Origin of the sequence: Curtobacterium sp. Leaf183 (assembly GCF_001424385.1) — a bacterium.
Taxonomy (GTDB): domain Bacteria; phylum Actinomycetota; class Actinomycetes; order Actinomycetales; family Microbacteriaceae; genus Curtobacterium.
The window spans coordinates 977-26,792 of the sequence record NZ_LMPO01000011.1 but is presented as its reverse complement, the minus strand read 5'-3'; the positions used below and the strand labels follow the sequence as shown (position 1 = coordinate 26,792).

The following is a 25,816-nucleotide window of genomic DNA, read 5'->3' as shown; positions in this document are numbered from 1 at the left end:
ACTCTTCGGTGGCATGCGGACGTACCCGGCCGGGCACGTGTCCTTCACGATAGCCGAGTGCCCCACGGCGGCGGGTTTTCCGCCAGGATGGTCGTGTCCGCGCCGTGCCGCGCGGCCGATGTGAGGGGGCGGTTCCATGGCGGGCGACGAGTGGCGCGTACCCGGTGCGTCCGACGGGCCGGACGACCGACCGGGAGGCCCGGTGCAGCCCCCGACGCAGCCCGCATCCGCGGGACCCGCCGGGGCACCGCCGTGGCCGGGTCAGCAGGGACCGTCCGGACCGCAGGGACCGCAGGGCCACCAGGGCTGGGCCGGCCAGCAGCCGCCGCCACCGCTCCCGCCCGGGCAGCGCCCGGTCATCCCGCTGCGACCGCTCGGACTCGGCGACGTCCTCGCGGGGGCGTTCACGGTCTTCCGTCGCAACGCCCGCGTGCTGGTCCTGTGGGCGGTGCTGCTCTCCGGCGTGCTCGGACTGGTGTCCACCCTGGTCACGACGTTCGGCCAGCGGACGCTGCAGTCCCGCATGCTCTCGGCCGTCGACGGCGGGTCCGACGCGGACAGCATCATCGCGGGCAGCGCGACGCTGTACCTCGTCCTCGCGGTCGCCGTGCCGTTCCTGGCGTACCTGGGCCGCGGCTTCCTGGTCGCGCCGGTCGCGGTCGACACCGGGCAGCGCGTACTCGGACGCCGGGGCACCTTCCGCGGGCTGTGGTCCCTGCTGGCAGGACGCCGGTGGAGCGTCGTCTGGTGGATCCTGCTGCAGCTCGGCGCCGGGGTCGTCGTCGGCGGCCTGTTCGTCCTGGTCGGCTTCGGCCTGCTCGGTGCGGTGACGGCGAACGACGGCAACGGGGTCGTCGGTTTCGTGCTCGGCATCATCGGCATGGTCCTGGTGTTCGTCGTCCTGCTGGCGTTCCTGACGACGCGGTTCGCGTTCACGGTCCCGACCATCGCGCTCGAGGGCCGGGGCGTGTTCTCGGCCGCCGCCCAGTCGTGGCGGCTCACCCGCGGTGCGTTCTGGCGCACGTTCGGCATCCTGCTGCTCGTGCAGGTGGTGTTCGGCTTCGCGGCGAGCATCGCCGGTCTGCCGCTCTCCCTCGGCGCCACCCTGGTGTCCGGCGTCTTCGACCCCCTCGGCCAGACGGACTCCGGGTCGGGTGCGTCCGTCGGGGCGGTCGTCGCCCTGGTCGTCGGCAGCCTGCTCGTGATCGCCGTGCAGTGCGTCACCGACGTGCTGAGCGCGTCGGTGACGACGTTCCTGGCGATCGACCGCCGCATCCGCACCGAGGCCCTCGACCAGCGGATCGCCTCGCACCTCGAGACCGGGCAGCCGGGTGACCCGTTCGCCCCGGCGGATCCGGTCGCCCGGCCACCGTGGACCGCCCAGCAGCAGTGGCCGCAGCAGCAACCGGGGCAACAGCCGTGGCCGCAGCAGCAGCAACAGCCGTGGCCGCAGCAGCAGCCGGGGCAGCCGCCGTCGGGACGACAGCCGCCGCGGCCGCCGCAGTGGGGACCGCCCCGTCCCGGCGGCCACGGATGACGGGCGTCGACCCGGACCAGGCGCGACGGTTGCTCGAGCGCGAGCTCGCGAAGCAGGACTACAGCGGCGCGCACGTGACCTGGTGGGACCGCGCGTCGCGCTCGTTCCTCGACTGGCTCGGCACGATCGGTCCGGACGGCCTGGGCTCCGAGGGGTTCGGGCGCACCGTGCTCGTCATCGCGATCGTGGTCCTGGTCGCGGTGGTGGTGCTCGTCGTCGTCGCACGCGGGCTCCCCCGTCGGCGAGCCAGGCTCGCGGCCACGGCCGACGGCGGGGTCTTCGACGGCGACGACCAGCGCACGGCCGCCACGCTCGCCGCCGCAGCCCGACGGGCCTTCGACGTGGGCGACCACGACCAGGCCGTGCTCGAGGGCTACCGCGCGATCGCCAGGGGCCTCGGTGAACGCGACCTGGTGCCGGACGTCCCCGGCGCCACCGCCCGCGCGATCGCCGACCGCGCCAGCACGCCCTTCCCCGGGCTCGCGGACCACCTGCACGTCGCCGCGGTGACCTTCGACGCGGTCCGCTACCTGGGCGACCGTGCCGACGAGCCCGGCGCACGGCAGGTCCTCGAGACCGAACGGACGCTCCGCGGGACCCGTCCGGCCCGGGTGGGCGGACCGACGGTGCCCGCATGAGCACCACGACCACGCCGCGCCGACACCGGGACGCCGACCCGACCGCGGACCCGACGGCTCCGGCCGGGTCACGGCGTGAGGGCCGCTGGGCGCGGACCGGGCTCTGGGTCGCGATCGCGCTGATCGGCGTCCTGCTCGCGGCGCTGACCGCGGCGGTGGGCGGTGGGGACGGCCCGACCGACACGCCGCTCGACCCGACCTCCACGACGGCGAGCGGGTCCCGGGCGCTCGTCCGCGTGCTCGAGCAACAGGGCACCGACGTCAGCATCGTGCACGACGTCGACCGCCTCGACTCGGATGCCGGCACGGTCTTCGTCGACGACTCGGCCGGCGTCCTCGCCCCCGCGGTCGCCCGACGCATCGCGCGCTCGGCACCCGACGTGGTCCTGGTGACGACGAACCCGGGCGTGCTCGAGGCGTTCCGTACGCGGGCGACTCCGGCCACCACGGTCGAGTCCGCCGCCACCGTGTCCACACGCGGCTGCGCCGTCCCCGCGGCGAGCGCCGCCCGTCGCGTCTCGACCGCCGGGGTGAGCTACACCGTCCGTGGCTCCGACACCCTCCGCTGCGCCTCGACCGGCTCCGGCAGCGACCGGACCTGGGGGCTCGTGCAGACCCCGACCGCCGCGGGCGTCGTCACCCTCGTCGGCACCACGGGCGCGTTCCGGAACGACACCGTCACGACCGCGGGCAACGCCGCCCTGGCGCTCGGGCTGCTGGGCGGCGGCGACCGTCTCGACTGGTACGTCCCGACGACGGGCAGCGCGGACGCCGCTCCGTCGCTCGGCGACCTCGCGCCGCCGTGGGTGCCGAGCGCCCTCGCCCTGCTCGGGGCCGTCGCCGTGGCCGCCGCCGTGTGGCGTGGCCGACGGCTCGGCCCCCTCGTCGTCGAGCAGCTCCCCGTGGTGGTCCGCGCCGCCGAGACCACCGAGGGCCGCGCCCGCCTGTACGCCAGGACCCGCGACCGGACCCACACGCTGGACACCCTGCGGATCGCCGCGGTGCGTCGCACGGCACGCCTGCTCGGGCTGCCCCGGTCCGCGCACGTCGACGAGGTGGTGCGCCGCGCCGCCGGGGCCACCGGCCGCACGCCCGGTGCGGTGGGTGCCGTGCTCGTCGGTGGACCGACCGCCGACGACCGCGCACTCGTGGACGGAGCGGCCGCACTCGACGAACTCGAGCGCGCCGTGACGCGAGCCGTCGCCGGGGACGCACCACGGGCCTCCCCTCCGACCACCCCGGCACCCTCCGACCAGCCCCGCCAGCCGACCGACCCCCGACCAGGAGGACGACCATGACCGACCTGCCCACCACCGCGACGAGCCCCGACACGCTCCGCGACGCCTTCGGCCGGGTCCGCTCCGAGGTCGGCAAGGCCGTCGTCGGCCAGGAAGGAGCCGTGTCCGGCATGATCGTCGGGCTGCTCGCGCAGGGCCACGTCCTGCTCGAGGGCGTCCCCGGCGTCGCCAAGACCCTGATGGTCCGGAGCCTGGCGGCCGCGATGGCGCTCGACACCAAGCGCATCCAGTTCACACCGGACCTGATGCCCGGCGACGTCACCGGTTCGCTCGTGTACGACGCCTCGACGGGAACGTTCCCGTTCCGCGAGGGGCCCGTCTTCACCAACGTGCTGCTCGCCGACGAGGTGAACCGCACGCCGCCCAAGACCCAGTCGGCGCTGCTCGAGGCGATGGAGGAACGCCAGGTCAGCGTGGACGGCACCCCGAAGCCGCTGGCCGACCCGTTCTTCGTCGCGGCGACGATGAACCCCATCGAGTTCGAGGGCACCTACACGCTGCCCGAGGCCCAGCTCGACCGGTTCCTCATGAAGCTGACGCTCGAGATCCCGCCGCGCGACGTGGAGTGGCAGGTGCTCCGCCGGCACGCTGACGGCTTCGTCCCGCGTGACGTCCGCTCCGCCGGCATCACGCCCGTGGTCGGCGTCGACGAGGTGCGCGCCGGGCAGCGCGCGGTGCGTGCCGTCGGTGCACGCGACGACGTGCTCGCGTACGTCGTCGACCTGGCCCGGGCCACGCGTGCGGCACCGTCCGTCCGGGTCGGTGTCAGCCCGCGCGGTGCGACGGCACTGCTGGCGGCGGCCAAGGCGTGGGCGTGGTTGACCGGCTACGACGCCGTCACGCCCGACCACGTCCAGGCGATGCTGCTGCCCGTCTGGCGACACCGTCTGCGGGTGGCCGCGGACGCCGAGCTCGAGGGCGTCGGGGCCGACGGGGTCCTGCAGCAGGTGCTCGAGCAGGTCCGGGTGCCCATCTAGTGGCCATCTCGGGGCGGTTCGTCGCGCTGCTCGCCGTCGGGATCGTCCCCACGGTGCTGTTCGCCAGCGGATGGGGCGCGCTGGCGTGGGTCGGCCTCGTGCTCGTCGCGGGCGCGGTCGACGTCCTGCTGGCCGCCGACCTCGGCACCGTCCGCGTGGAGCGACGGATGCCCCGCCTGGCACGGCGTGACACGACGACGGACGGCACGCTCGTGCTCGCCAACGACGGGCAGCGGGCACTGCGCGCCGTGGTCCGCGACATGTGGGAGCCCTCCGCGGGCCACACGCCGCTCCGGATGCACCTGGACGTCCCCGCCGGTGAGCGACGGACCGCACGGATGCGCTTCGCCCCGTTCCGGCGTGGCCGTCGGCGCACCGCGGGTGTCGCCGTGCGGGCCTTCGGGCCACTCGGCCTGGCCGCCCGCCAACGTGTGCTCGACGCGCCCGCCGAACTGGTCGTCACGCCGCCGTTCCGGTCGCGGCGGCACCTGCCCTCGCGGCTGGCGCGGCTGCGCGAGCTCGACGGCGAGACCACGTTGCAGCTGCGCGGGCACGGTACCGAGTTCGACTCGCTCCGGGACTACGTGCGCGGGGACGACGTCCGGTCGATCGACTGGCGGGCGACGGCACGCCGCCAGGACCTCGTCGTGCGGACCTGGCGCCCGGAGCGGGACCGGCGGGTGGTGGTCGTGGTCGATGCCGGACGCGCCGGTGCCGGCCGGGTCGGGGACGAACCCCGGCTGGACACCGCCATCGAGGCAGCGCTGCTCGTGGGTGCGCTCGCCGCCGCCGCCGGCGACCGGGTGGACCTGGTCGTGATGGACGACCGGGTGCGTGGCCGGGTGCACGGCGCCACCCGGATCGACGTCGTCCAGCGGTTCGGCGAGACCCTCGCGCTCGCGGAACCCGGGCTCGCCGCCACGGACTGGGCCTCGGTGCCGGCGATCGTCGACGCCGTCACGACACAGCGTTCGCTCGTTGTGCTCGCCACGAGCCTGGACTCCGTCGGTGCCTCCGGTGACCTGCTCGCGGTGCTGCCGGCACTCGCCCGGCGCCATGCGGTCGTGGTGACGGCCGTCGAGGACCCGGCCGTCGGCGCGATGGCGACCGGCGGCCCAGGTGCCGACCGCGGCGGCCGCACCACGGGCCTCCCGTCGGCCGCCGGTCGCGACGTCCACCGGCGGGCCGCGGCAGCCCGCACCCTGCTCGACGCCGACGGCGCTGCGGACGTCGCTCGACGCATCGGCGTCGAGGTCGTGCGCGGCACCCCGGAACAGGTGCCGCCGTCGGTCGCCGACGCCTACCTGCGCGCCAAGGCGACCGGGAGGCTCTGACCGACTCCGGTTCGCCCGCTGCGGTCGAGCGCGGCGGGAGACCACGGCGGGACGCCACGGCGTCGCACCCCGCTGCGCGCACCGCGCCCCGGTGCGCGGGGGCGCGATGTCACCCCGGGGGCGCGAACCACGGCGGACCGCTCAGCCGGCGACGATGGCCGAGGCGCCGCGGTCGAACTCCTCGACGTCCCCGCGCTCACCCGCCCGGACCGCACGACCGCCGATGACCCACTGGTAGTACAGGACCGCGGCCAGGGCGACGGTGCCGATGCCGATCTTGACCGGCCAGGGCCAGTCCTGCCGCGTGACGGTGCCCTCGACGATGCCGGACAGCAGCAGCGTGAGCACCAGGCCGATCGCGACGGCAATGAGCGCCCGACCGTCCTCGGCCAGGGCCTGTGCTCGGGTGCGAGGGCCGGGGGCGATCCAGGACCAGCAGATCATCAGCCCGGCGGCCCCGGCGAGGAAGATCGAGTACAGCTCGAGCTGGCCGTGCGGGGCGATGTAGAGGAAGAAGTCGCCCAGGCGCCCCTGCGAGTGCATGATCGACGCCGAGACCCCGAGGTTGAGGGCGTTCTGCAGGATCGAGTACGGGACGAACAGCCCCGTGATGCCGAACGCGACCATGCTCGCGGCGATGTACGCGTTGTTCGTCCACACCTGTGCGGTGAACGCCCCCAGGCCGTGGTCGGAGTAGTAGTCGACGAAGTCCTGGGTGGCGTACTGCCGGAGCGCGGCGTCCGTGCCGAAGGTCGCGACCGCGCCGGGCGTCGTGCTGATCCAGACCGCGGAGACCGCGGCGACGACGACCGTCGCGACGGCCACCCAGATCGTCACCCAGCGGATGCGGTGCAGCGCCGCGGGCAGCTGCCGGCCGAAGAACGTCGTCAGCACGGTGAGCGGGTCGGCCGGCGTGCCGGTGAACCGGAGCCGGGCTCGGTGCAGCGTCAGCGAGAGCCGGTCACCCGTGGCCGAGCGCGGGAGGGCGCCGCGGATGCGTGCCAGGTCGGTCGCGGCGGCCTGGTAGCCCGCGACCAGCCGGTCGACGTCCTCGCCCGTGGCTGGCCGACGTGCCGCGAGGCGGTCGAGGTCCTGCCACCCGTCACGGTGGACCTCGGCGTAGGCGTCCAGGTCCATGCGGCTCCCCCTCGTGCGCGGTGCGGTCCTTCGGCCAGTATGGTCCCATGCCGAAGCGATCGACGCCCCGTGACCTGACGGACGCGCGGTTCGTCCGGACGCTCGACGACGCCGGGGACGAACTCGTCGTGGGCGAGGCCGTCGCGCTCGACGTGCTGCCCGCCGGCATCGTGCTCCGCCTGGCGGCCGCGCTGCTCGACGGGCTCTGCCTGATCGCGCTGTACGTCATGCTGCTCATCGGGCTCGCGCGGGTCTGGCCCCGTGGACTCGACGACGCCTGGCAGGCCGCTGCGCAGATCGCGTCACTGGTCGTCGTGCTCGTGCTGGTGCCCGCCGCGGTCGAGACCGTCACGCGCGGCAAGAGCGTGGGCCGGTACGCCTTCGGCACGCGGGTCGTCCGGCTCGACGGGGGCGCGGTGTCGTTCCGGCACGCGTTCACCCGTGCACTGGTCGCCCTGCTCGAGCTCTGGGGCACGTTCGGCTCGCTCGCGTTGCTCGTGGCGCTGTTCGGCTCGCGGCCGCGGCGGCTCGGGGACCTGCTGGCCGGCACGGTCGTGCAGCACGAACGGCTCCCCCGTACCCGCGACCCGGTGGTGCTCCTGCCGCCGACGCTGACGGGCTGGGTGTCCGTCGCCGACGTCCGGGCACTGCCCCAGCGGCTCGAGAACCGCCTCGGGGCGTTCTTCCGCGGGGCGGCGACGGTGCAGCCCGCGCTGCGCGAGGCCACGGCGCGCGCCCTGGCGTCCGAGGTCGCCGCGTACGCCCACCCCGTGCCGCCGGTGCCGGCCGAGGAGTTCCTCGCCGGGGTCGTCGCGCTCCGCCGGGGCCGCGACCGTCGGGCGTTCGAGGCCCGCGCGCGGCTGCTGGCCGGCGCTGCCGTCACGGCCACGGCCCGCCCGCCGGGCTTCCCGCGCTGACGGCCGCGGCGCGGCGTGCGTCGCACCCCTGAACAGACATCGCGCCCCGTGGAGACGGGGCGCGACGTCGGCCAACGGGTGCGAACTGCGGAAGGGGCTCGACGGCCCCCGCCTCAGTAGCGGTAGTGGTCCGGCTTGAAGGGGCCCTCGACGGGGACGCCGATGTAGGCGGCCTGCTCCGGGCGCAGGGTCGTCAGCCGGACGCCGAGGGCGTCGAGGTGCAGGCGCGCGACCTTCTCGTCCAGGTGCTTCGGCAGCACGTAGACCCCGGTCGGGTACTCCGACCGCCGGGTGTACAGCTCGATCTGGGCGAGGACCTGGTTCGTGAACGAGTTGCTCATGACGAAGGACGGGTGCCCGGTGGCGTTGCCGAGGTTCATCAGCCGCCCCTCGCTGAGCACCAGGATCGAGCGACCGGTCGGCAGACGCCACTCGTGCACCTGCGGCTTGATCTCGACCTTCTCGGCGCCGGCCAGCGACTCCAGGCCCGCCATGTCGATCTCGTTGTCGAAGTGTCCGACGTTCGCCACGACCGCCAGGTGCTTGAGCGCGAGCATGTCGTCGACGCCCACCACACCGAGGTTGCCCGTGCACGTCACGACGATGTCCACCTGGTCCACGACGTCCGACAGGCGCGCGACCTGGTAGCCGTCCATCGCCGCCTGCAGCGCGCAGATCGGGTCGACCTCGCTGACGATGACGCGTGCGCCCTGGCCGCGCATCGCCTCGGCGGCGCCCTTGCCGACGTCGCCGTACCCGACGACGAACACGACCTTGCCGCCGATCAGCACGTCGGTCGCCCGGTTCAGGCCGTCGGGCAGCGAGTGCCGGATGCCGTACTTGTTGTCGAACTTCGACTTGGTGACCGAGTCGTTGACGTTGATCGCGGGGAACCTCAGGTCACCGGCGCGGAACAGCTCGTACAGGCGGTGCACCCCGGTGGTGGTCTCCTCGGTGACGCCCTGCACGTCCGCGGCGATGCGGGTCCAGCGGTCGGGCGACTCGGCGAGCGAGGCGGCGATGGTGTCGAGGACGATCCGGTACTCGGTGCTCGCGTCGGCTCCGGCGTCCGGGACGCGCCCGGCTGCCTCGGCATCGGCTCCGGTGTGCACGAGCATCGTCGCGTCCCCACCGTCGTCGAGGATCAGGTTCGGGCCGGTCCAGGCCGCCCCGGCCGCTGCCGCCTCGGCGCTCCAGTCGAAGACCCGGCTGGTGCACCACCAGTACTCCTCGAGCGTCTCGCCCTTCCACGCGAACACCGGAACCCCGGCGGGGGCGTCGACGGTGCCGTCCGGCCCGACGGCGACGGCGGCCGCGGCCTCGTCCTGCGTCGAGAAGATGTTGCAGCTGGCCCAGCGGACCTGGGCACCGAGCGCCGTGAGGGTCTCGATGAGCACCGCGGTCTGCACCGTCATGTGCAGCGAGCCCGCGATCCGGGCACCGGCGAGCGGCTGCGCCGGACCGAACTCCTCGCGGAGCGCCATGAGCCCCGGCATCTCGTTCTCGGCGAGACGGATCTGGTGGCGACCGGCCGCGGCGAGGCCGAGGTCGGCCACGCGGAAGGGTGCGGCCTGCGTCTGGGTGGTCATGGCGTCAGTCTGACACGCGGTCCGTGGGCACGGTCCGAGACTGCGCACGGTGACGGACGGGAGGCTCGGTGCGGGCCAGCACCGGGCCTCCTGTCCGGTCTCCGGTCCGGTCAGTCCGCGGTGCGCTCCTCGCGGAGCGGCGCGCGTCGGATGACGTGCCAGCCCTGCGGCACGCGCAGGCCGGCGGCGTGCCGGGCACAGAGGTCGTATCCGTGCGGTTCGATCCGGGTCGAGAGCGGGCCGACGACCACCATCGAGTCGCCGTAGTCGTACGTCAGGGTCGCCGAGGCGCTCGCGCCACAGGCGACCTTGCTGCAGATCCGTACGTCCATCCCGTGGACGACCCTACCGGCCCGCCCGACGGACACCCGCCGCGTACGATGTGGGGATGCGCCGCAAGCCCCGACTCGTCATCCCGGTCGACCGTGGCCGAGGACGCTCCCGTCACGGTCGTGGCTACCGTTCGAGCATCACCGGCCCGGAACTCGCGCCGGTGATCACGCGGGCCGAGGCGTTCGACCGCCTGGTCGGCGACACCGCGCACTACCTGCTGGGGCTGTGGCCCGACGAGCTGCAGGGTGTGGTCTTCCAGGTCGCGGACATGCCCACCGACACGGCCGTGCCGGAGTCGATGCCGCGCTGGCGGGTCGAACACGACGAACGCCGCGTGACCGTGTACCGGATCCCGGTCGAGCGCCTGGCACGCTCACCCGAGAAGGACGACACCGATCGCCGCGTGGTCGTCGAGACCGCGGTGTTCCGCGCGGTCGCCGAGCTCATCGACAAGGACCCCTGGGACCTGGCGCCCGACCGCTACCGGCACTGGTGAGCCACGCTGCCCGTCAGGGGCAGACGTGCACCGGGTGCGCGCCCGTCCGGGGCCGACCTGCACCGGGGTGCGCGCTGCCCGTCAGGGGTAGACGCGCACCGGGGTCGAGACCTCGCTGGCCGGACGCACCGGGAACCCCGCGACGCCGTCCCGGCCCGCGTAGCTGACGCCCGCCACCAGACCGCGGGCTCCCGTGATCTCGAGCTGCTTCGAGGCCGGCACCGACACGGTCGCGGTCGACTGCGAGGGGACCTCGACGGTCTGCCGGTCGTCGCCCGAGCGGACAGTGACCTCGGCGTCGCGGGTCGTGGGGTTCACCAGGTCCATCCGGGCGGCGGCACCGGCCGCGACGGCGGTGATCGCGCGGGACCCGAGAGGCTCGGCCGAGGCGAACCACCCCAGGTCGGTGGCGCCGTCCTCGGTCGGGGTGGTGGTGCGGGCACCGGTGACGACGGGCTGGGTGGAGCTCACGGTGAACGAGTACCGGCCGTCCGGGAAGTCGTCGAGCGCCACGTCCGTGACGACCCCGGGCTCGGCCGTGGTGTTCACGGTCGTGCCGCCGCCGTCCGCCGTGGTGATCCCGAGCGTCACCCGGGCCGACTCCGTGCCCGGGACGAAGATGCGCACGACCGGGGCCGCGTCCGCGGTGTCCTCGCCGCGCTGGGACTCCTGTACGCCGCGGAGCGCGACCGCGGGGATGACCTGGTTGCGGGAGGGAGCCGCACCGCCGGACACGATGTCGAACCCGCCGGGGGTGAGCGTCCGGACGACGCTCTCCTGCATGTGGGCGACGATCTGCCCGCCGGACGAGGTGACGTGCACGACGGTGGAGCCCTGGTCGGACACGAACCCGGACAGCGGGACGACCTTCTGCGAGTTCGGCGCCACGACGATGCCCGTGGTCCCGGGTGCGCTGACGAGCCCGGTCGCGTCGTGGATCTCCAGGTCGACGGTCGCGTTGACGTCGGTCGGGTTCGACAGCGTGATCAGGCTGGTGCGCCCGGTCTCGGTCGAACCGCCCACGAGCCACGTCGACTGCGAGGGGTCGTCGCACGACGCGGCTGCGATGCCGACCAGGTCGCCGTCGGACACGCTCTGGTAGCTCGACCCGGCGACCTGCGGGGTGCTGTCCCCGGCCGGTGCGGTGAGCAGCGTGGGGTCGCTGCTGCCGGTCGTCGAGGCCTGCAGGTCGGTGCGGTCGACCGTCTGCCCGGTGGTGGCCGTGGCGATCGTCGGACGGCCGACGGTGCTGGCGGTGGTCGCGTCGTTGCCCGCGTCGTCCGACAGGCGGAGGGCACTGCCCGCGCAGACGCGCTCGGCGTCGGCCGGCACGGGGGTCACGGTGCGGCCAGCCGGTCGTCCCGGGGTCTCGGACGTGCCGATCGTGTGCGCGGCCGCGATGGTCCCAGCGGCCACCACGACGGCGATCGCGGTGGCGGTCCCCCGGATGACCCAGCGCCGCGTGGTGGAGGTGCGCTGCGTGGTGGCGGTCATTCGTCGCGCTCCTCGTCGAAGGTGGTGGCGGGTTCGTCGGCCTCGATCACGTTCGAGGTGGCACGGCGACGACGGGGCGCGGTCGGGACGGCGAGCAGGGCGGCTGCGCCGAACACCACGCCGAGCACCACGAGGTACAGCGCGTGCGTGGCCTTGGTGGCGGCGGACCCGGTGCTCGTCCGGTCGACCCGGCCGTCGTAGAGGAAGAGCTGCCCGTTCGTGGTGTCGCCGATGCTCGTGAACCGCGCGTCCTGGCCGATCGCGCCGGCCGCCCGGTCGTGCACCTGCTGCGCGAGGTCGTCGTCGGACGCGTCCTCGAGCAGCACGAAGCTGATGCCGAGCTCACGGAGCGCGGGCTCGGGGTCGTAGCCGCTGCGGCTCGCCAGGTTGCCGGCCAGGGTCGCCAGCCGGGAGCCGGACCGGCTCAGCGAGAGTGCCGTCGCGTCGAGCGTGTTCTGGTCGTCGAGGGTCGAGCCCTGCCCACGCTCGAGTGAGACCGCGAGGGACCCGTCCGACTGCGGGTCGACCACGAGGGTGCCGACGTCCGGGTTCGCCTGCGCCTCGGCGTTGACGTAGGCGCTGAGGACCCGGCCGGTCGTCGGCTGGATGGCGGTGTTGCCGAGGTAGAACGCCGCGAAGGCCGGAGCGACCGCGACGCCGGCGAACACCGTCGCGACGAGGCCGACGACGGGCGCCTGGCGCGGCAGCGTGTCGACGCCGATGCAGGCGGCCACGACGATCGCGAGCCAGTACACGCTGAGGCCGCTGCCCGGCCACACGATCGTGGTGGTGGACCCGACCCCGGTGACGGCGACGTGGGTGGCGGCGAAGGCGGTCGCGAACCCCAGCAGACCGGCGAGCAGGGCCGTGCCCGCGACCGACCAGCGGTGCCCGAGCATCGCCCCGAGGGCGCTCGCGGCGATCGGCAGCGCCAGGACGGCCAGGGCGACGGGGAGCGCCGCGGCGACCAGGTCGAGCGGGGAGCTCGCCGACAGCCAGCCGTTCCAGTCGGGCAGGGGCTGCCCGATCGCGAGCTGCAGTGCCGAGGGTGCGCGGGTGGCCGAGGGCACGCCCGGGTCGGCGAAGACGCCGAGCAGGTTGCCGCGTCCGACCTGCGTCAGGACGAGCGGGACGAACAGCACGGCTGCCGGCACCGGGATGAAGACCCGGCGGTGCGCGTGCCGCCATCCGGCAGCCAGTGCGACGAGCCACCCGATCAGCAGGACGGGGAGCAGCGACGGCGCACTCGCGGCCACCGCGGCGAACAGCAGGGCGGCGCCCGATGCCGAGGCCCACGACCGGTGCGCCTCGAGCACGGTGAGGAACAGCCAGGGCAGCAGCACGTGCGCGATGACGGCGCCGAGGTGCCCCGTCGTCACGGCACCGACCAGTGCGGGGGCGATCGTGTAGAGCGCGGCACCGATGACGGGCACCCAGGTCCGGGTGGTCAGCTTCCGCACCACGAACCACGCGCCGAGTGCGGACACCGGGAACGCCAGCAGCATGACCACGACGACGGCGGTGGACGGCGACCAGAACACGATCGAGCCGAGCACGGCGAGCACCGCGGCGAACGGGTCGCTCGGGCCGGTGGACCCGGTGCCGAGCGAATGGAAGCCGTAGCCCACGTTCTGCCACAGCTGCGACACCGTGGTCGACATCGGCAGCAGTCCGCCGCCGGTCAGAGCGGGCGAGCCGAGCAACGGGAAGAGCGTGACGACGCTGAGCAGGGCCGCCGCGAGCACGACCCAGATGCCCCCGTCGCCGAGGAAGGACGCCCGCGCGACCGGGGCGTCCTCGACCCGTGCGAGCTCCACGTCACGCGAGGTGGTGCGACGCTCGTGCACACGGCGCCAGCTGATGCGCAGGGGCTCGACCGCGGCCCACCCGAGTCGCTTCGAGCGCGCCAGCGCCCTGCGGGAACGGGCGACACCGCCGCCGAAGGCCACGGCGACCGCCGCGGCGAGCTCACCGGACACGGCTGCGGGGTGCTTCGCGACGAGGTGTCCGACCGCGCGGCCGATCGCGAAGGGCACGAGGGTGAGCCAGTGGATCCAGAGGACCCCCGCGGGCGCGTAGGTCATTCGCCGGTGCAGCTGGGCCTGCCGGTGCAGGCGCACGCGACGGGCCTCGGACACGCGCTTGCGGCCGAACTCCTCGATCGGGCCGGCGGTGCTCGCGCGCGCGTCCGGCACGACGGCGACGCGGTGCCCGGCCAGACGGACCCGGACACAGAAGTCGAGCGCGGCGTCGACGTCGGGCAGTGCGGAGTCGAACCCGCCGAGCGTCTTCCACACGGAGCGGCGGACCAGCATGCCGCCGGCGGCGACCGCCATGACGTCGGTGTTGCGGTCGTGCTGCCCCTGGTCGAGCTCGTCCTGCACGAGGACCACGGAGCGACCCATCCGGGTCATGCTCTCGCCGAACGCCCGGATGCGGGACGGGTCCTCGACCGCGGTGAGCTTCGGACCGGCCACGGCGACGGACGGGGCGATCTCGACCGCGGCGAGCATCTCGGCCAGCGCGGTCGGGGCCGGGGCGTTGTCGTGCCCGATGAGCCAGAGCCACTCGTCGACGGCTTCGTCGGGCTCGGGGTGCGGTGCAGCCTGTTCCCCGACGGCGACCGCGTCCCCGAACGAGCGGCCCGCGGGGATCCGGGTGAGCTGCGCGGAGCCGCCGAACTCGAGCTGGGCGGTGGAGCCGTCGGTCGACCCGACGTCGACGACGACCAGGTTCTCGGGGTGCCGGGTCTGGTTCGCGAGGGCGGCCAGGGTCCGGTCGAGGTGGTCTGCCCCGTTCGCGACGACCAGGACGGCAGTGACACGGGGCTGAGCGGAACTGGGCTGCATGACGGGCGTCACTCTACGGTTCTGGAGGACCGGTGCCGGACCGTCGGGACGGCGCGCCGTGAACCTGTGGAGACGATCACCGCACGGTGTGCGACGGGCGAGCCGGGCCTCCACGGCTGGTCCCCGGCGCCGTGGTCGCAGGCGCCCATGGCGCACGCCCGGACGGCGCCGGCGCGCCGTGACCGCTCAGGCGCGCTTGCGCAGCTTGCGACGCTCGCGCTCGGACAGGCCGCCCCAGATGCCGAAGCGCTCGTCGTTCTCGAGCGCGTACTCCAGGCACTGCGACCGGACCTCGCACGAGGTGCAGATCTTCTTGGCCTCGCGCGTCGAGCCGCCCTTCTCGGGGAAGAATGCCTCGGGGTCGGTCTGCGCGCAGAGCGAGTCGACCTGCCAGGCCAGTGCATCGTCCTGGTCCGTCTCGGGACGCCGGACTCCGGGGACGCCGAGCGCCACGGGGTCGACGTGCCAGTCTTCCGGAACTCCGGCGTGGAAGTCGGAACCGCTCACCCTGATCACCCCTTGGTTTCCTCGCTCGCAACCCATCGCCCCGAACCCTGTCGGGCGATGTCGTTGCCTGTAATTACAGCGGTGTGATTCCCAAAGGTCAAGTCGCGGATCATAGAAGGCTCTGACCGTTCCGGCGTGTCATGTCCCCCGTACGGGCGTGTCGCGGCAGTTCTGTCGGCAGTCCGGGGGACGTCCCGTGTCCCTCAGCCGACGCGGCGGCGGGCCTCCCAGGCGCTGGTGACCATCTGGTCGAGGGTGTGGCGCATCGCCCACTCGAGGTCGCGAGCGGCCGCTTCGCCGGTGGCGACGATGCGCGCCGGGTCCCCCGCGCGCCGCGGGGCCACGTCGGGCTCGAAGTCGATGCCGGTGCCGCGGGCCATCGCGTCCATGATCTGCCGGACGCTCACCCCGTCACCGCTGCCGAGGTTGTAGGCGCGCTCGAGGGGCTCACCCGACTGGAGCTTCCGCGCCGCGACGGCGTGCGAGTGCGCGAGGTCGGCCACGTGCACGTAGTCGCGCACGCAGGTGCCGTCCGGCGTCGGGTAGTCCGTCCCGTTGATCCGCGGCGTGCGGCCGGCCAGCAGCGCGTCGAACACGAGCGGGAACAGGTTGTGCGGGCTGGCGTCGTACAGGTCCGGCTCCCCCGAGCCGACGACGTTGAAGTAGCGCAGCGACGTCGTGGTGAAGCCGCGGGCGACCTCCATGTCGCGGAGCAGCCACTCGCCGATCAGCTTCGACTCGCCGTAGGGCGACTCCGGGAGCTTGGGCGTGGACTCGACGACGTTCTCGACGTCCGGCGTGCCGTACACGGCGGCGCTCGACGAGAAGACCACCTTGTCGACGTCGACGTCCGCCATCGCCCGCAGCAGCGTCGCCATCCCGGTGACGTTCTGCTCGTAGGTGTGCAGCGGCCGCTCGACCGACACCCCGGCGTACTTGAACCCCGCGACGTGCACCACCCCGGTCACGCCGTGGTCGCGCATCGTCCTGGCCAGCAGCTCGCCGTCCAGGATCGTGCCCTCGACGAACGGCACGTCCGTGGGCACGAAGCCCCGGAAGCCGCTCGAGAGGTCGTCGAACGCGACCGTGTCGATGCCGGCGGCGCCCAGGGCGCGGACGACGTGGGACCCGATGTACCCGGCACCGCCGGTGACCAGCCAACTCATGCTGGTCACGCTAGCGGACCCGTGCGACGCGTCCGGTGCGACCGCGCGGCCGGTGCGGGACGCGTGCGTGGAGCCGCAGCGTCCGACCGGGCCGACGGGATGGGTCAGGTCGTCGGCGTGCCCGTCGCGATGAAGACCGTCGACGTCAGCCCGGTCGCGGAGTCGGCCTCGACCGTGACGTCGCCCTCGTCCGGCGTGACGAAGCAGGACTCACCCTGCCGCAGCAGTGTGGCCGACGTCGCGCCGACCAGCGTCACCACGCCCTCGGTGCAGACGGCGATCGAGGGACCGGAGAGCGGGGCGACGCCGCCCGTGCTCAGGCCGACCGGCCCGCCGTCGCCCGTGACCCGGACGAGTGCGAAGCCCACCCCCTCGGGGGCGAAGCGGTCGACACCGACCGCGAGCTGCTCCGGCTCGAGGAGCGGCGCCGGGTACGCCGTGAAGTCGAGCACGCGCAGGAGCTCCGGTACGTCGACGTGCTTCGGCGTGAGGCCACCGCGCAGCACGTTGTCCGACGGAGCCATCAGCTCGATGCCGAGGCCGTCGAGGTAGGCGTGGATGTTGCCGGCCGGCAGGTACATCGCCTGGCCGCGGGTCAGGGTGACGCGGTGCATCAGCAGCGAGACCACGATGCCGGGGTCGCCGGGGTACGACTCGGCGAGTGACGCCACGGTGGCGGTGTTCGGGCTCGGGTCCTGCACGTCCTGGGCCAGGTGGCTGGCGGCGTCGATGACCGCCTGTGCGGACGGGTCGGCGGTCTCGAGCCAGCGGACCGTGTCCTCGAGGCCCTGCTGCAGGTGTGCCACGAGGGGGCCGAGCCGCCCGCTGCCGGCGTCCAGCACTTCGACGTCGGCCAGTGTCTCGCCGACCGGACGGAAGCCGCTGAGTGCCTCGAACCGCTCGCTCAGCGCCACGACCAGCTCGGGCTTCGGGAACGGGTCCTTGTAGTTGCGCGCGGGGTCGTCGACCGGGACGCCGGCTGCCTCTTCGCGATCGAAGCCCTCGCGCGCCTGCTCCGGCGTGGGGTGCGCCTGCAGCGAGAGCGGTGCCGCAGCCGCCAGGACCTTGAGCAGGAACGGCAGGCCCGTGCGGTCGTCGCCGAGCGCGGTGTGCGGCTCCGCGGCGATCCAGTCGAGGACGGTGTCGGCGCCCCCGACCATCGCCGGGTTGACGACGACGCTCGGGCTGCCGGGGTGGGCTCCGAGCCAGAGTTCGGCCTGCGGAGCGCCGGTGACGGTCCGCCCGAGCAGCTCCGGGATGGCCGTGACGGATCCCCAGGCGTAGTCGCGCGGGGTGTTGGTGATGCCGAGGAACATGAGCCGAGCGTATCGGCCGCTCGCACGGCGTTAGCCTGGTCCCCGTGACGAACACCTGGCCCCTGGCCCGCGGAGCCGTGTCCGAGCGCGAGGCCTTCGCCTTCGCTGCCGCCGTCCTGTTCATCGTGTTCGCCGGCGACGCGCTCCCGAACACCCTGACGTGGTACGGCGCGGCCGTCGTGTGGGCCCTCGCCGGAGCCTGGGGCGTCGTGCTGGCGGTACGGGCGAAGCCGACGATCCAGCGGACGCCACGAGCGCTGTGGATCTTCCTCGGGTGGTGCCTGGTGACGACGCTGTGGTCGCACTGGTGGGCGGCCACGCTCGCGAGCATGGTGGCACAGGTCCTCTGTGCCCTGGTGGCGTTCGTCATCGCGTCGACACTGACCTGGCGGCGGATCCTCGACGCCCTCAGCGTCGCGATGCGCTGGGTGCTCCTGCTGTCGCTCCTGTTCGAGGCCGTCGTGGCGGTCGTCGTCCGACACCCGATCGCACCGATCTGGACCCACTACGGCGACCGGCACATCCCCGACGCCTTCTACTTCTCACGAGCGGAGCTCTTCACCGGCGGGCGCATCCAGGGCCTGCCGGGCAACGCGAACCTGCTGGCGATGGTCGCGCTGCTCGCCGCGATCGCCGTCGCCCTCCAGCTCGCCGAGGGCCGCATCCGCCGTGCCCGGGCGATCGGCTGGCTCGTCGTCGCAGCGGTGGTGTTCGTGCTCGCACGCTCCTCGACGATCGTCGTGGCGGCCGTCGTCGTCGCGGTGGTGGCGCTGGTGGCCCTGTGGATCCGGCGGACCCCCACCGAGCGCCGGACCCCGCGCTACCTCGCCGTCGCCGGTGTCGCCGTCGTCGTGGTCGCCGTCGGGGTGACGGCACGCGGCGCGCTGCTCGGGCTGCTCGGCAAGAGCTCGGACCTGACCGGACGCGGCGAGATCTGGTCGCAGGTGCAGGGCCTCATCGACCAGCACCCGGTCGTGGGGTGGGGCTGGATCGGCTACTGGTGGCCCTCGATCCCGACGCTCGCCGACCTGGCGCACCGCAAGGGCGTCACGTACCTGCAGGCGCACGACGCGTACCTCGACGTGTGGATGCAGACCGGCATCATCGGTCTGGTGCTCTTCGCGATCTACGTCGTCACGACGCTGTCCCGCTCGTGGGCCTCGGCGACGCGGATCGGCTACGACGCCGCGCTCCGTCCCCGCACCTTCGACGCGGTGTCGCTGCTGCCCCTGCTGGTCGTCGTGGCGCTCCTCGCGCAGTCGGTGGCCGAGTCGCGGTTGCTCTACCAGGGCAACTGGATCCTCTTCGCCCTCATCGCGATCAAGTCCCGGATCGTGCTGGTCGGCGAGGAGCCGGTGTCGATCGGTGACGGCCCGCGCACGCCGCCCGCGAAGCGCGAGTTCCGCTGGGCCGGCACGCGCTGACCCCGTCCGAGCGGCTCACCGTCCGCCGAGCACCAGCGTGCAGGGCAGCGTCGTCCCCCATGGTGCCGTCTTCGCGTGCACCACACCCGACGGGTCGGCCCGGCACGCGTCCGTCTGCGACGCGACCTGCGGACGCCATGCCGGTCCCCCGCTGCGTTGCGTGTCGCCCGGCGCGACGTTCGTGACCGCCGCCGCGACCACCACCGCGATCGCCAGCCACCCGACCGACGCCCCGCCGATCGCGAGCCACGTCGAGCCGGCGTCGACCGACCGGCTCCGTCGGTCGATCAGCACCGATGCGGCCAGGACGACGCCCTCGGTCAGCAGCACGGCGGAGGCCGCCGCGTAGCGCGTCGGTGGCGCCGCGGTGAAGGCGGTGACCGCCTGCTCGCCCCACTGCCCGTTCGCGCTGGCGTTGAGGACGAGTGCGGCGGTCCACACCACGACGGAACCGATGCCGAGCGCCAGCACCTGCACCCGCGCGCGCCACGGACCGACGACGACCGCGACGACCAGCAGCACGGCCACGAGGACTGCGGGGAGGACCACGACGACGGCGCCGTGGTGCTCGACCGCCGCGGCGACCGACCCCACCCGCCGGGTCCACGCCCCGGCGAGCGGCTGGAGCAGGTACCCGTGGACGACGTCCCGGATGCTCGGGTCCCCGGGTCGCGAGGCACGCTCGGTGGTGAGCGCGGTCGTCACCTGCGCGGCACCGGCGAGCACCGTGGCCACGGTGACCGGCAGCGCGCGGAGTCGGTCCCGGAGGCCCGGGCGCCACCAGGCGACGACGAGCAGGGGCGCGAACAGCAGCGTCTGCGGTTCGGTGAGGACGGCGCCGAGGGCGAGCACCGCGACGAGCGCGGACCCCCACCACGTGCGGACCCGCGCGGCGAAGAGCCACGGAACCAGCACGAGCATGAACCAGTGCAGGTTCGCGGCGTTCCCGCTGATCTCGAAGGGCACGACGGGCACCACCACGGGCACGGCCGCGAGCACCACGCGGAGCGGCCACGCGGGCACCAGGTCGCGCGCGAGCACGAACACCGCGGCCGAGACGACCCCGACGACGACGCAGCACGCCCCGGCGACGGTGACCGCGTACTCCTCGATCGGACGCGCGAACCCGAGGTCGACGACCAGTCGCGGCAGCAGGTGCAGGTACCCGGCGTACGGACGGAGCAGCGAGTCGACGGGCCCGTCCGCCAGCCGGTCGCGGAAGAAGGGCCCGCCGTCCTCGGCCCAGACCGTCGCCCGGGTGACCGGGCCGAGGCGGTACCAGGCGCCGGCGGTGGCGACGACGAGCACGACCAGCGCGGCGACCGCCGTGGGCAGGGTCCTCGGCGCGCGGTCCATCGCCGGCAGACGCTACCGGAGATATCGCGCCGTGCGATATCGACGCACCGCGATGACGGCGGCGACACGCAGAGGGGTGCGAGAGGATGGTCCGGTGACGGACAGCAGGGTGACCAGGCGCGCGCTCGCACGCCGGTACCTGTCCGCGTGGATCGGGTTCTCTGCGGGCGGCCGGTTCAGCCAGGCACTCGCCACGGTGATGCTGCTGTTCGCGTTCGGGCAGCCCACGGTCCACGCCCTGGTCGGGACCGCCGGCACGTGGGCGGTCCTCGTCACCCTGGTGGTCCTGGCCGGGCTCAGCCTGCTCGGGCAGCGCTACCGCATCGAGTGGCACGGTGTGCTGCCCCTGTCGCTCCTGGCCTTCGTCGGGTACTGCGCGCTCAGCGTCCTGTGGAGCGAGTACTCCTGGGTCGCGCTCCGCGGCTTCGTCGCGACCGTCTGCTTCATCGGGCTCGGCCTCTACCTGGCGCTCGGCCGCGACCTCGTGCAGGTCATCCGGGCCTCCGGCGACGCGTTCCGCATCCTGCTCGTCATCGCCCTCGGGCTCGAGGTCATGTCGGGCCTGGTGCTCGACCTGCCGATCCCCGCGTTCGGCATCCGCGGCGACATCGCGGACGGCGGCCCGATCCAGGGCATCGGCGGGACACGGAACTTCATGGGCTTCGTCGCCGCGGTCGCCCTCGTCACGTTCGTCGTCGAGTTCCTCACCCGGTCGGTGACGATGTGGCGCGCCGTCGCCTCGACCGCGCTGGCCGTCATCGCGCTCATGCTCGTCCAGTCCCCGATCACCGGCCTGGCGATGATCGCCCTGGCCGTCACGGCGCTCGCGCTGTGGTCGCTCCGGCACGCGCAGCCGCGCACGCGGCCGGTGGTCAACGCCGTGCTGGGCGCGTTCGTGATCGCGATGGGGATCGTCGGCGTGCTGGCCCGCCACCGGATCCTCGCCGAGATCGGTGCGGCCGGCGGCAGCGCCATCCGGCTCGACCTGTGGGCGCAGATCCGGCTGCTCAGCGACCAGTACCCGATCCAGGGCTGGGGATGGGTCGGCACCTGGCCGCACGAGGCAGTGGTCCCGTTCTCGACGTTCGTCGACCCGTCCGGCACCCGCTTCACCTCGGGGCTCAACGCCTTCGTCGACGCGTGGCTGCAGATCGGGCTGGCCGGCATGCTCATCCTGCTCGCCACCGCGCTGCTCGCCTTCGCGCGCGCCTGGGTCACCGCCACGACCTTCCCCGGCGTCGCGTACGTCTGGCCGGCAGCGATCCTCGTCCTGCTCGGCGTGACGAGCACCGCGGAGAGCTACCTGCTGCACGGCGCCGGCCTGATGCTCTTCGCCACCGTGATCGTCGTCGCGGCCCGCCGCCGCTCCTGGCGGCGGCACCTGCCGCGCACCGAGCACCTGACCTGACCCGGCCGGCCGAGCCGGGCCGCGATCGCGACCGGAGCCGGACTGGAGGCGCGCTGCCGGGCCGACCCGGGCCTCCAGTCCGTCGCGTCGCGGGTCGCACCCCGTGAGCGGCTACCGTGATCGGGTGCACCCCCGCCCGCTCGAACGTCTCGCCATGTGCGTGGTCGCCGCCGTCGCCACGGTCCTCAACGTGCTGCTGAAGCTGCCCTGCACCCTGCCGACACCCGAGGGCGTCGTGCGGGGCGCGTTCGTCTCGCGGTACGGCTGCTGGTCCGACGTCGCCGCACTCTGGGGCTCGCGCGACCTGGCTGGACACGTCTTCCCCTACGTCACCGGGTCCGAGCTCGGCAACGGCACGGTCGAGTACCCGACGCTCACTGGCGTGTGGGTGTGGCTGACGGCACTGCCCGTCGGGTCCGCACACGGGTTCCTGCTCGTCACCGGCGTGGTCGCGGTCGTGCTCGCCGTCACCGTCACGCTCCTGCTCGTCCGGGTCGCCGGCCGTCGCGCGTGGCTCTGGGCCGCGACGCCCCCGTTGGCGCTGTACGCCGTCTACAACTGGGACCTGCTCGCCGTCGCGTGCAGCGTGGTCGGGCTCGTCGTCGTGGTCCGGCCGCCGTCGTCGTGGTCGACCACCACCCGGTACGCCGTCGCCGGAGCCGCCTTCGGGGTCGGCGGGGCGTTCAAGCTGTACCCGCTGATGTTCCTGGCCCCGCTGGTCATCGCGGCGCTGCTCGACCGTGACGCCGAGCTGGGGACCCGTGTCCGGCGCACCGCCGCCGCGCTCGGATCCGGGGTCGGGGTCGTCCTGGCCGCGAACCTGCCCTTCGTGCTCGTCAACCTGCCGGGGTGGCTGTCCGTCTTCACGTTCCAGGCCTCGCGGCCGATCGGCGCCTCGACGATGTCCGTCTGGTACTACGGGCTGCTGCCGTGGTCGACCGACCTGGACGGGCCGATCCAGCAGACGATGGGCGCCATGTCGACGGTCGCGACGGCACTCGGGATCGTGGCCGTGCTCGTCGTCACGGTCGTGCTCGCGCTCCGCCGGGGCACCACACCGTGGGTGCAGTCCGCCGCGGCGCTCCTGGCCGTCTACATGGTCTGCAACAAGGTCGCGTCACCGCAGTACGTCCTGTGGCTGCTGCCGTTCCTGGTCGTGCTGCGGGTCGGCGGCTGGTGGATCGCGGCGTACCTGGTCGCGGACGTCTGCGCGGTGGTCGGGTTCTTCCGCAACACCTATTACCAGGCGATCGGTGTCGGGACGGACACGTGGGCCTACCAGGCGATGACCGCGGGGATCTGGGGCCGTGCCGCCCTGCTCGTCGCCCTGGTCGTCGTGTTCCTGCGGACGCCGGTGGTGACCCGGCCGGTCCGGGGCACGTCGGAGCGGACCGACTCCGGGCGGTCCGGGACGTCGGGACCGGCGCTGGCCGACCCCTCGGACGCCGACCGGGTCGTCAGCGGCGACCGGGTCGTCAGCACCGACCGGGTCGCCACCGGCGAGCGGGTCGTCAGCACCGACCGGGTCGTCAGCGGCGAGCGGGTCGTCAGCGGCGACGGGCGAAGCGGCGCTGCAGACCCCACTGCGTGACGCGCAGCATCGCCTCGAGCACGATCGCCTGGCTCATCTTCGACACCCCGTGCAGCCGGTCGCGGAACCGGATCGGCACCTCGACGATGCGGCCGCCCAGGTCGTGCACGCGCAGCGTCATGTCGACCTGGAAGCAGTAGCCCTTCGAGTCGACCGCGTCGAGCGCCATGCCCGCGATGACCGCGGCGCGGTAGACCCGGAAGCCGGCGGTGATGTCCCGCACGTCGATGCGGAGCATCCAGCGCGCGTAGGCGTTCCCACCACGGCTGAGCGCCTCGCGGTACCAGGGCCAGTCGACGACCGACCCTCCGGGCACCCAGCGCGAACCGATCGCGAGCTGCACGTCGGGCTGCGACCGCACCGCGTCGATGAGCGCCGGCAGCCGGTCGGCGGGGTGCGAACCGTCGGCGTCCATCTCGATGAGCAGCTCGTACCCGCGCTCCAGGCCCCACCGGAAGCCGGTGACGTAGGCGGTGCCGAGGCCGAGCTTGCCCGAGCGCCGCAGCAGGTGGACGCGGTCGTCCGTTGCCGCGATGCGCTCCACGACGTCACCGGTGCCGTCCGGGCTGGCGTCGTCGACGACGAGCACGTGCGCGTCCGGAACGGCGCCGAGGACGAGTCCGAGGATGTCCCCGACGTTCTCGGCCTCGTCGTACGTCGGGACGATGACCAGGGCGGCGGCAGCCGTCATCGGGTCGTGCCGTCGCTCGGGCGCTCCCGCCCGAGCGTCTGGCGCGCGACCTCGGAGGGTGTCTCGCCCTCCGGGGCGGAGTGCTCGGTCAGCAGCCGACGGACCGTGCCGCCGGCAGCCGAGTACGTCAGGTAGTTCAGGCGACTGGTCTCGCGACGCAGCCGGGTGATGCCCTCGAGGATGAAGCCGAGGGTCCAGGTCAGGAACGCGATCACCATGAGCGACGCGGCCAGGAACGCCGTCGGGAACCGCGGCACGAGCCCCGTGCGGCTGAACTCGATGAACAGCGGGATGGCCAGGACGACGGCGACGACCGCGAACACCGCGCCGATGACCCCGTGGAACAGCACGGGGCGCTCGAAGCGGATCAGGTGCGCGATGAGCGACAGGATCTTGAACCCGTCGCTGTAGGTGTTCAGCTTCGACTCGGTGCCCTCGGCGCGGTCCTTGAAGCCCACCGGCACCTCGGTGTGCGGCACGCGCAGGTTCATCACGTGCACCGTGAGCTCGGTCTCGGTCTCGAACTCGCGCGACAGCGCGGGGAACGACTTCACGAAGCGGCGGGACATCACGCGGTACCCGCTGAGCATGTCGGAGACCGGCGTGCCGAACAGCTTGCCGACCACGCGGTTGAACATCCGGTTGCCGGCCTCGTGGCCCGGGCGGTACGCGGTGGCGTTCGGGTCGTCCTGCCGGACACCGAGGATGTGGTCGTACGGCCCTTCGAGCAGGGTCTTGATCATCTCGGGGGCAGCAGCGGTGTCGTAGGTGTCGTCGCCGTCGATCATCAGGTAGACGTCGGCGTCGATGTCGCCGAACGCCCGGCGGATGACGTTGCCCTTGCCCTTGGTGTGCTCGTACCGGACCTCGGCACCGGCGCGACGGGCGACCTCGTCCGTGCCGTCGGTGCTGTTGTTGTCGTACACGTACACGTGGATGCCCGGCACGGCGGCCTTGAGGTCGGTCACGACCTTGTGGATCGCCGGTGCCTCGTTGTGGCAGGGAACGATCGCGGCGATGACGAGGTCGTCGGGAGTCACGGGATAGGGTCCTTCAGTGGTCGCGGATCCGTCGAGCGGCGGGGTCTGCGGTCACGAAACCCCTGCGAGAGATTAACAGTTCCCCGGTTGCGCGGTGCCCGCCGCCCCGGGACGGGAAGGACAGCGTGGCGAACGCATCGGAGTGGTTCCTGGGTCACCTCAAGCGCGGGGGCTCGTTCCTCGTCGTCGGTGGGATCGGCTTCGTCGTCGATGCGGTCGTCTACAACGCCCTGGTGTTCTGGGGCGGACACGGCCCGCTCTTCGCGCTGCCCCTGGTGGGCAAGATCATCGCGATCGCGATCGCCAGCGTGGTCACGTACTTCGGCAGTCGGCTCTGGACCTACCGCGACCGCGCCGATGCGCAGACCCTCAGGAGCTTCCTGGTCTTCGCCCTGCTCAACGTCATCGCGATCCTGCTGCAGCTCGGCTGCCTGGGGTTCTCGCGCTACGTGCTGCACCTGGACTCTCCGCTCGCCGACAACGTCTCCGGCACGCTGATCGGCCAGGGCGTCGCCACCGTCTTCCGGTACTTCGCCTACGGCAAGTTCGTCTTCAAGGACGACAAGGAAGGCGCCGCCGAGGCGGTCGCCGAGATCGTCTGAGTCGCGGTCCGACCGCACCACGAGACGGACGGGAGGCCCGTGGCGACACCGCCACGGGCCTCCCGTCCGTCACCGGTTCGACCCGGGTGCGGTCACCGGACCCGGTAGATGTGCAG

Annotated in this window: 22 protein-coding genes; 11 read left to right on the top strand and 11 right to left on the bottom strand. The window is 73.4% G+C overall.

The window, feature by feature from the left end; all coding sequences use genetic code 11:
- Positions 1–136: 136 nt before the first annotated feature.
- From ASG04_RS15585 to ASG04_RS15565, 5 genes are read left to right on the top strand one after another with little or no spacing between them, the layout of a single operon-like run.
- Positions 137–1,537, top strand: coding sequence for a glycerophosphoryl diester phosphodiesterase membrane domain-containing protein (locus ASG04_RS15585; protein ID WP_056126223.1), 1,401 nt, complete (start codon positions 137–139; stop codon positions 1,535–1,537).
- Positions 1,534–2,175 (top strand): DUF4129 domain-containing protein, encoded by a 642-nt coding sequence (locus ASG04_RS15580; RefSeq protein WP_156463711.1) that lies wholly within the window; start codon positions 1,534–1,536, stop codon positions 2,173–2,175. The genes ASG04_RS15585 and ASG04_RS15580 overlap by 4 nt, the downstream gene beginning before the upstream one ends.
- Positions 2,172–3,473, top strand: a complete 1,302-nt coding sequence (locus ASG04_RS15575) for a DUF4350 domain-containing protein (RefSeq protein ID WP_056126219.1) — start codon at positions 2,172–2,174, stop codon at positions 3,471–3,473. The genes ASG04_RS15580 and ASG04_RS15575 overlap by 4 nt, the downstream gene beginning before the upstream one ends.
- Entirely contained in the window at positions 3,470–4,450 is a 981-nt protein-coding gene (locus ASG04_RS15570) for an AAA family ATPase (RefSeq protein ID WP_056126217.1), read from the top strand. The genes ASG04_RS15575 and ASG04_RS15570 overlap by 4 nt, the downstream gene beginning before the upstream one ends.
- A complete protein-coding gene (locus tag ASG04_RS15565; RefSeq protein ID WP_056126215.1) occupies positions 4,450–5,784 on the top strand; it encodes a DUF58 domain-containing protein in 1,335 nt (444 codons plus the stop codon). Before ASG04_RS15570 ends, ASG04_RS15565 begins: the two co-directional genes overlap by 1 nt.
- A gap of 141 nt (positions 5,785–5,925) precedes the next feature.
- Here ASG04_RS15565 and ASG04_RS15560 read toward each other — a convergent pair whose 3' ends face one another.
- Positions 5,926–6,921, bottom strand: coding sequence for a stage II sporulation protein M (locus ASG04_RS15560; RefSeq protein ID WP_056126214.1), 996 nt, complete (start codon positions 6,919–6,921; stop codon positions 5,926–5,928).
- A gap of 47 nt (positions 6,922–6,968) precedes the next feature.
- On the opposite strand from ASG04_RS15560, the gene ASG04_RS15555 reads away from it, so the two are divergent.
- On the top strand, positions 6,969–7,838 hold the full coding sequence (locus ASG04_RS15555; RefSeq protein WP_056126212.1) for an RDD family protein: 870 nt from the start codon (positions 6,969–6,971) through the stop codon (positions 7,836–7,838).
- Between the two features lie 113 nt (positions 7,839–7,951).
- Here ASG04_RS15555 and ahcY read toward each other — a convergent pair whose 3' ends face one another.
- Both ahcY and ASG04_RS15545 read right to left on the bottom strand, forming a co-directional pair.
- Positions 7,952–9,427, bottom strand: coding sequence for an adenosylhomocysteinase (ahcY, locus tag ASG04_RS15550; RefSeq protein ID WP_056126207.1), 1,476 nt, complete (start codon positions 9,425–9,427; stop codon positions 7,952–7,954).
- A gap of 110 nt (positions 9,428–9,537) precedes the next feature.
- Positions 9,538–9,759 carry a DUF3499 family protein gene (locus ASG04_RS15545; protein WP_056126205.1) on the bottom strand — a complete coding sequence of 74 codons (222 nt, stop codon included), beginning with the start codon at positions 9,757–9,759 and terminating at the stop codon, positions 9,538–9,540.
- A gap of 56 nt (positions 9,760–9,815) precedes the next feature.
- Here ASG04_RS15545 and ASG04_RS15540 point away from each other — a divergent pair, with 56 nt between their 5' ends.
- Positions 9,816–10,256: a metallopeptidase family protein gene (locus ASG04_RS15540; RefSeq protein WP_056126203.1), complete on the top strand. Its 441-nt coding sequence runs from the start codon at positions 9,816–9,818 to the stop codon at positions 10,254–10,256.
- Between the two features lie 81 nt (positions 10,257–10,337).
- Here the strand turns inward: ASG04_RS15540 and ASG04_RS15535 are convergent, their stop codons facing one another.
- The 5 genes from ASG04_RS15535 to manA all read right to left on the bottom strand — a co-directional run bounded on the left by ASG04_RS15535 (position 10,338) and on the right by manA (position 17,588).
- Positions 10,338–11,750 (bottom strand): DUF5719 family protein, encoded by a 1,413-nt coding sequence (locus ASG04_RS15535; RefSeq protein ID WP_056126201.1) that lies wholly within the window; start codon positions 11,748–11,750, stop codon positions 10,338–10,340.
- Positions 11,747–14,599 carry a glycosyltransferase family 2 protein gene (locus tag ASG04_RS15530; RefSeq protein ID WP_156463710.1) on the bottom strand — a complete coding sequence of 951 codons (2,853 nt, stop codon included), beginning with the start codon at positions 14,597–14,599 and terminating at the stop codon, positions 11,747–11,749. Before ASG04_RS15530 ends, ASG04_RS15535 begins: the two co-directional genes overlap by 4 nt.
- 186 nt (positions 14,600–14,785) lie before the next feature.
- The gene (locus ASG04_RS15525; protein WP_082518291.1) at positions 14,786–15,142 is read right to left on the bottom strand and encodes a WhiB family transcriptional regulator; all 357 of its coding nucleotides are present in this window, start codon (positions 15,140–15,142) and stop codon (positions 14,786–14,788) included.
- A 167-nt stretch (positions 15,143–15,309) separates the two neighbouring features.
- A complete protein-coding gene (gene galE, locus ASG04_RS15520) occupies positions 15,310–16,272 on the bottom strand; it encodes a UDP-glucose 4-epimerase GalE (RefSeq protein ID WP_056126195.1) in 963 nt (320 codons plus the stop codon).
- A gap of 104 nt (positions 16,273–16,376) precedes the next feature.
- Positions 16,377–17,588, bottom strand: coding sequence for a mannose-6-phosphate isomerase, class I (gene manA / locus ASG04_RS15515; protein ID WP_056126193.1), 1,212 nt, complete (start codon positions 17,586–17,588; stop codon positions 16,377–16,379).
- A gap of 44 nt (positions 17,589–17,632) precedes the next feature.
- Between manA and ASG04_RS15510 the strand changes: the two genes are divergently transcribed.
- Positions 17,633–19,012, top strand: coding sequence for an O-antigen ligase family protein (locus ASG04_RS15510; RefSeq protein ID WP_056126190.1), 1,380 nt, complete (start codon positions 17,633–17,635; stop codon positions 19,010–19,012).
- 15 nt (positions 19,013–19,027) lie between these two features.
- Here ASG04_RS15510 and ASG04_RS15505 read toward each other — a convergent pair whose 3' ends face one another.
- Entirely contained in the window at positions 19,028–20,368 is a 1,341-nt protein-coding gene (locus ASG04_RS15505) for a hypothetical protein (RefSeq protein ID WP_056126188.1), read from the bottom strand.
- A gap of 94 nt (positions 20,369–20,462) precedes the next feature.
- Between ASG04_RS15505 and ASG04_RS15500 the strand changes: the two genes are divergently transcribed.
- Positions 20,463–21,776 carry an O-antigen ligase family protein gene (locus tag ASG04_RS15500; RefSeq protein ID WP_156463709.1) on the top strand — a complete coding sequence of 438 codons (1,314 nt, stop codon included), beginning with the start codon at positions 20,463–20,465 and terminating at the stop codon, positions 21,774–21,776.
- 124 nt (positions 21,777–21,900) lie between these two features.
- Entirely contained in the window at positions 21,901–23,367 is a 1,467-nt protein-coding gene (locus ASG04_RS15495) for a glycosyltransferase 87 family protein (protein ID WP_156463708.1), read from the top strand.
- Here the strand turns inward: ASG04_RS15495 and ASG04_RS15490 are convergent.
- The gene (locus ASG04_RS15490; RefSeq protein WP_056126183.1) at positions 23,324–24,058 is read right to left on the bottom strand and encodes a polyprenol monophosphomannose synthase; all 735 of its coding nucleotides are present in this window, start codon (positions 24,056–24,058) and stop codon (positions 23,324–23,326) included. The genes ASG04_RS15495 and ASG04_RS15490 overlap by 44 nt on opposite strands.
- Positions 24,055–25,098, bottom strand: coding sequence for a glycosyltransferase family 2 protein (locus tag ASG04_RS15485; RefSeq protein WP_056126181.1), 1,044 nt, complete (start codon positions 25,096–25,098; stop codon positions 24,055–24,057). Before ASG04_RS15485 ends, ASG04_RS15490 begins: the two co-directional genes overlap by 4 nt.
- Before the next feature lie 125 nt (positions 25,099–25,223).
- On the opposite strand from ASG04_RS15485, the gene ASG04_RS15480 reads away from it, so the two are divergent.
- Positions 25,224–25,700: a GtrA family protein gene (locus ASG04_RS15480; RefSeq protein WP_056126178.1), complete on the top strand. Its 477-nt coding sequence runs from the start codon at positions 25,224–25,226 to the stop codon at positions 25,698–25,700.
- Positions 25,701–25,816 lie beyond the last annotated feature (116 nt).

Bases quoted from the DNA above. Each gene is read 5' to 3' on its own strand.
- ASG04_RS15560 (WP_056126214.1), bottom strand. From the start codon at position 6,921: ATGGACCTGGACGCCTACGCCGAGGTCCACCGTGACGGGTGGCAGGAC.
- ASG04_RS15540 (WP_056126203.1), top strand. From the start codon at position 9,816: ATGCGCCGCAAGCCCCGACTCGTCATCCCGGTCGACCGTGGCCGAGGA.
- ASG04_RS15530 (WP_156463710.1), bottom strand. From the start codon at position 14,599: ATGCAGCCCAGTTCCGCTCAGCCCCGTGTCACTGCCGTCCTGGTCGTC.
- ASG04_RS15525 (WP_082518291.1), bottom strand. From the start codon at position 15,142: ATGGGTTGCGAGCGAGGAAACCAAGGGGTGATCAGGGTGAGCGGTTCC.
- ASG04_RS15555 (WP_056126212.1), top strand. From the start codon at position 6,969: ATGCCGAAGCGATCGACGCCCCGTGACCTGACGGACGCGCGGTTCGTC.
- ahcY (WP_056126207.1), bottom strand. From the start codon at position 9,427: ATGACCACCCAGACGCAGGCCGCACCCTTCCGCGTGGCCGACCTCGGC.
- ASG04_RS15535 (WP_056126201.1), bottom strand. From the start codon at position 11,750: ATGACCGCCACCACGCAGCGCACCTCCACCACGCGGCGCTGGGTCATC.
- galE (WP_056126195.1), bottom strand. From the start codon at position 16,272: ATGAGTTGGCTGGTCACCGGCGGTGCCGGGTACATCGGGTCCCACGTC.
- ASG04_RS15570 (WP_056126217.1), top strand. From the start codon at position 3,470: ATGACCGACCTGCCCACCACCGCGACGAGCCCCGACACGCTCCGCGAC.
- ASG04_RS15585 (WP_056126223.1), top strand. From the start codon at position 137: ATGGCGGGCGACGAGTGGCGCGTACCCGGTGCGTCCGACGGGCCGGAC.
- ASG04_RS15580 (WP_156463711.1), top strand. From the start codon at position 1,534: ATGACGGGCGTCGACCCGGACCAGGCGCGACGGTTGCTCGAGCGCGAG.
- ASG04_RS15490 (WP_056126183.1), bottom strand. From the start codon at position 24,058: ATGACGGCTGCCGCCGCCCTGGTCATCGTCCCGACGTACGACGAGGCC.
- manA (WP_056126193.1), bottom strand. From the start codon at position 17,588: ATGTTCCTCGGCATCACCAACACCCCGCGCGACTACGCCTGGGGATCC.
- ASG04_RS15575 (WP_056126219.1), top strand. From the start codon at position 2,172: ATGAGCACCACGACCACGCCGCGCCGACACCGGGACGCCGACCCGACC.
- ASG04_RS15545 (WP_056126205.1), bottom strand. From the start codon at position 9,759: ATGGACGTACGGATCTGCAGCAAGGTCGCCTGTGGCGCGAGCGCCTCG.
- ASG04_RS15505 (WP_056126188.1), bottom strand. From the start codon at position 20,368: ATGGACCGCGCGCCGAGGACCCTGCCCACGGCGGTCGCCGCGCTGGTC.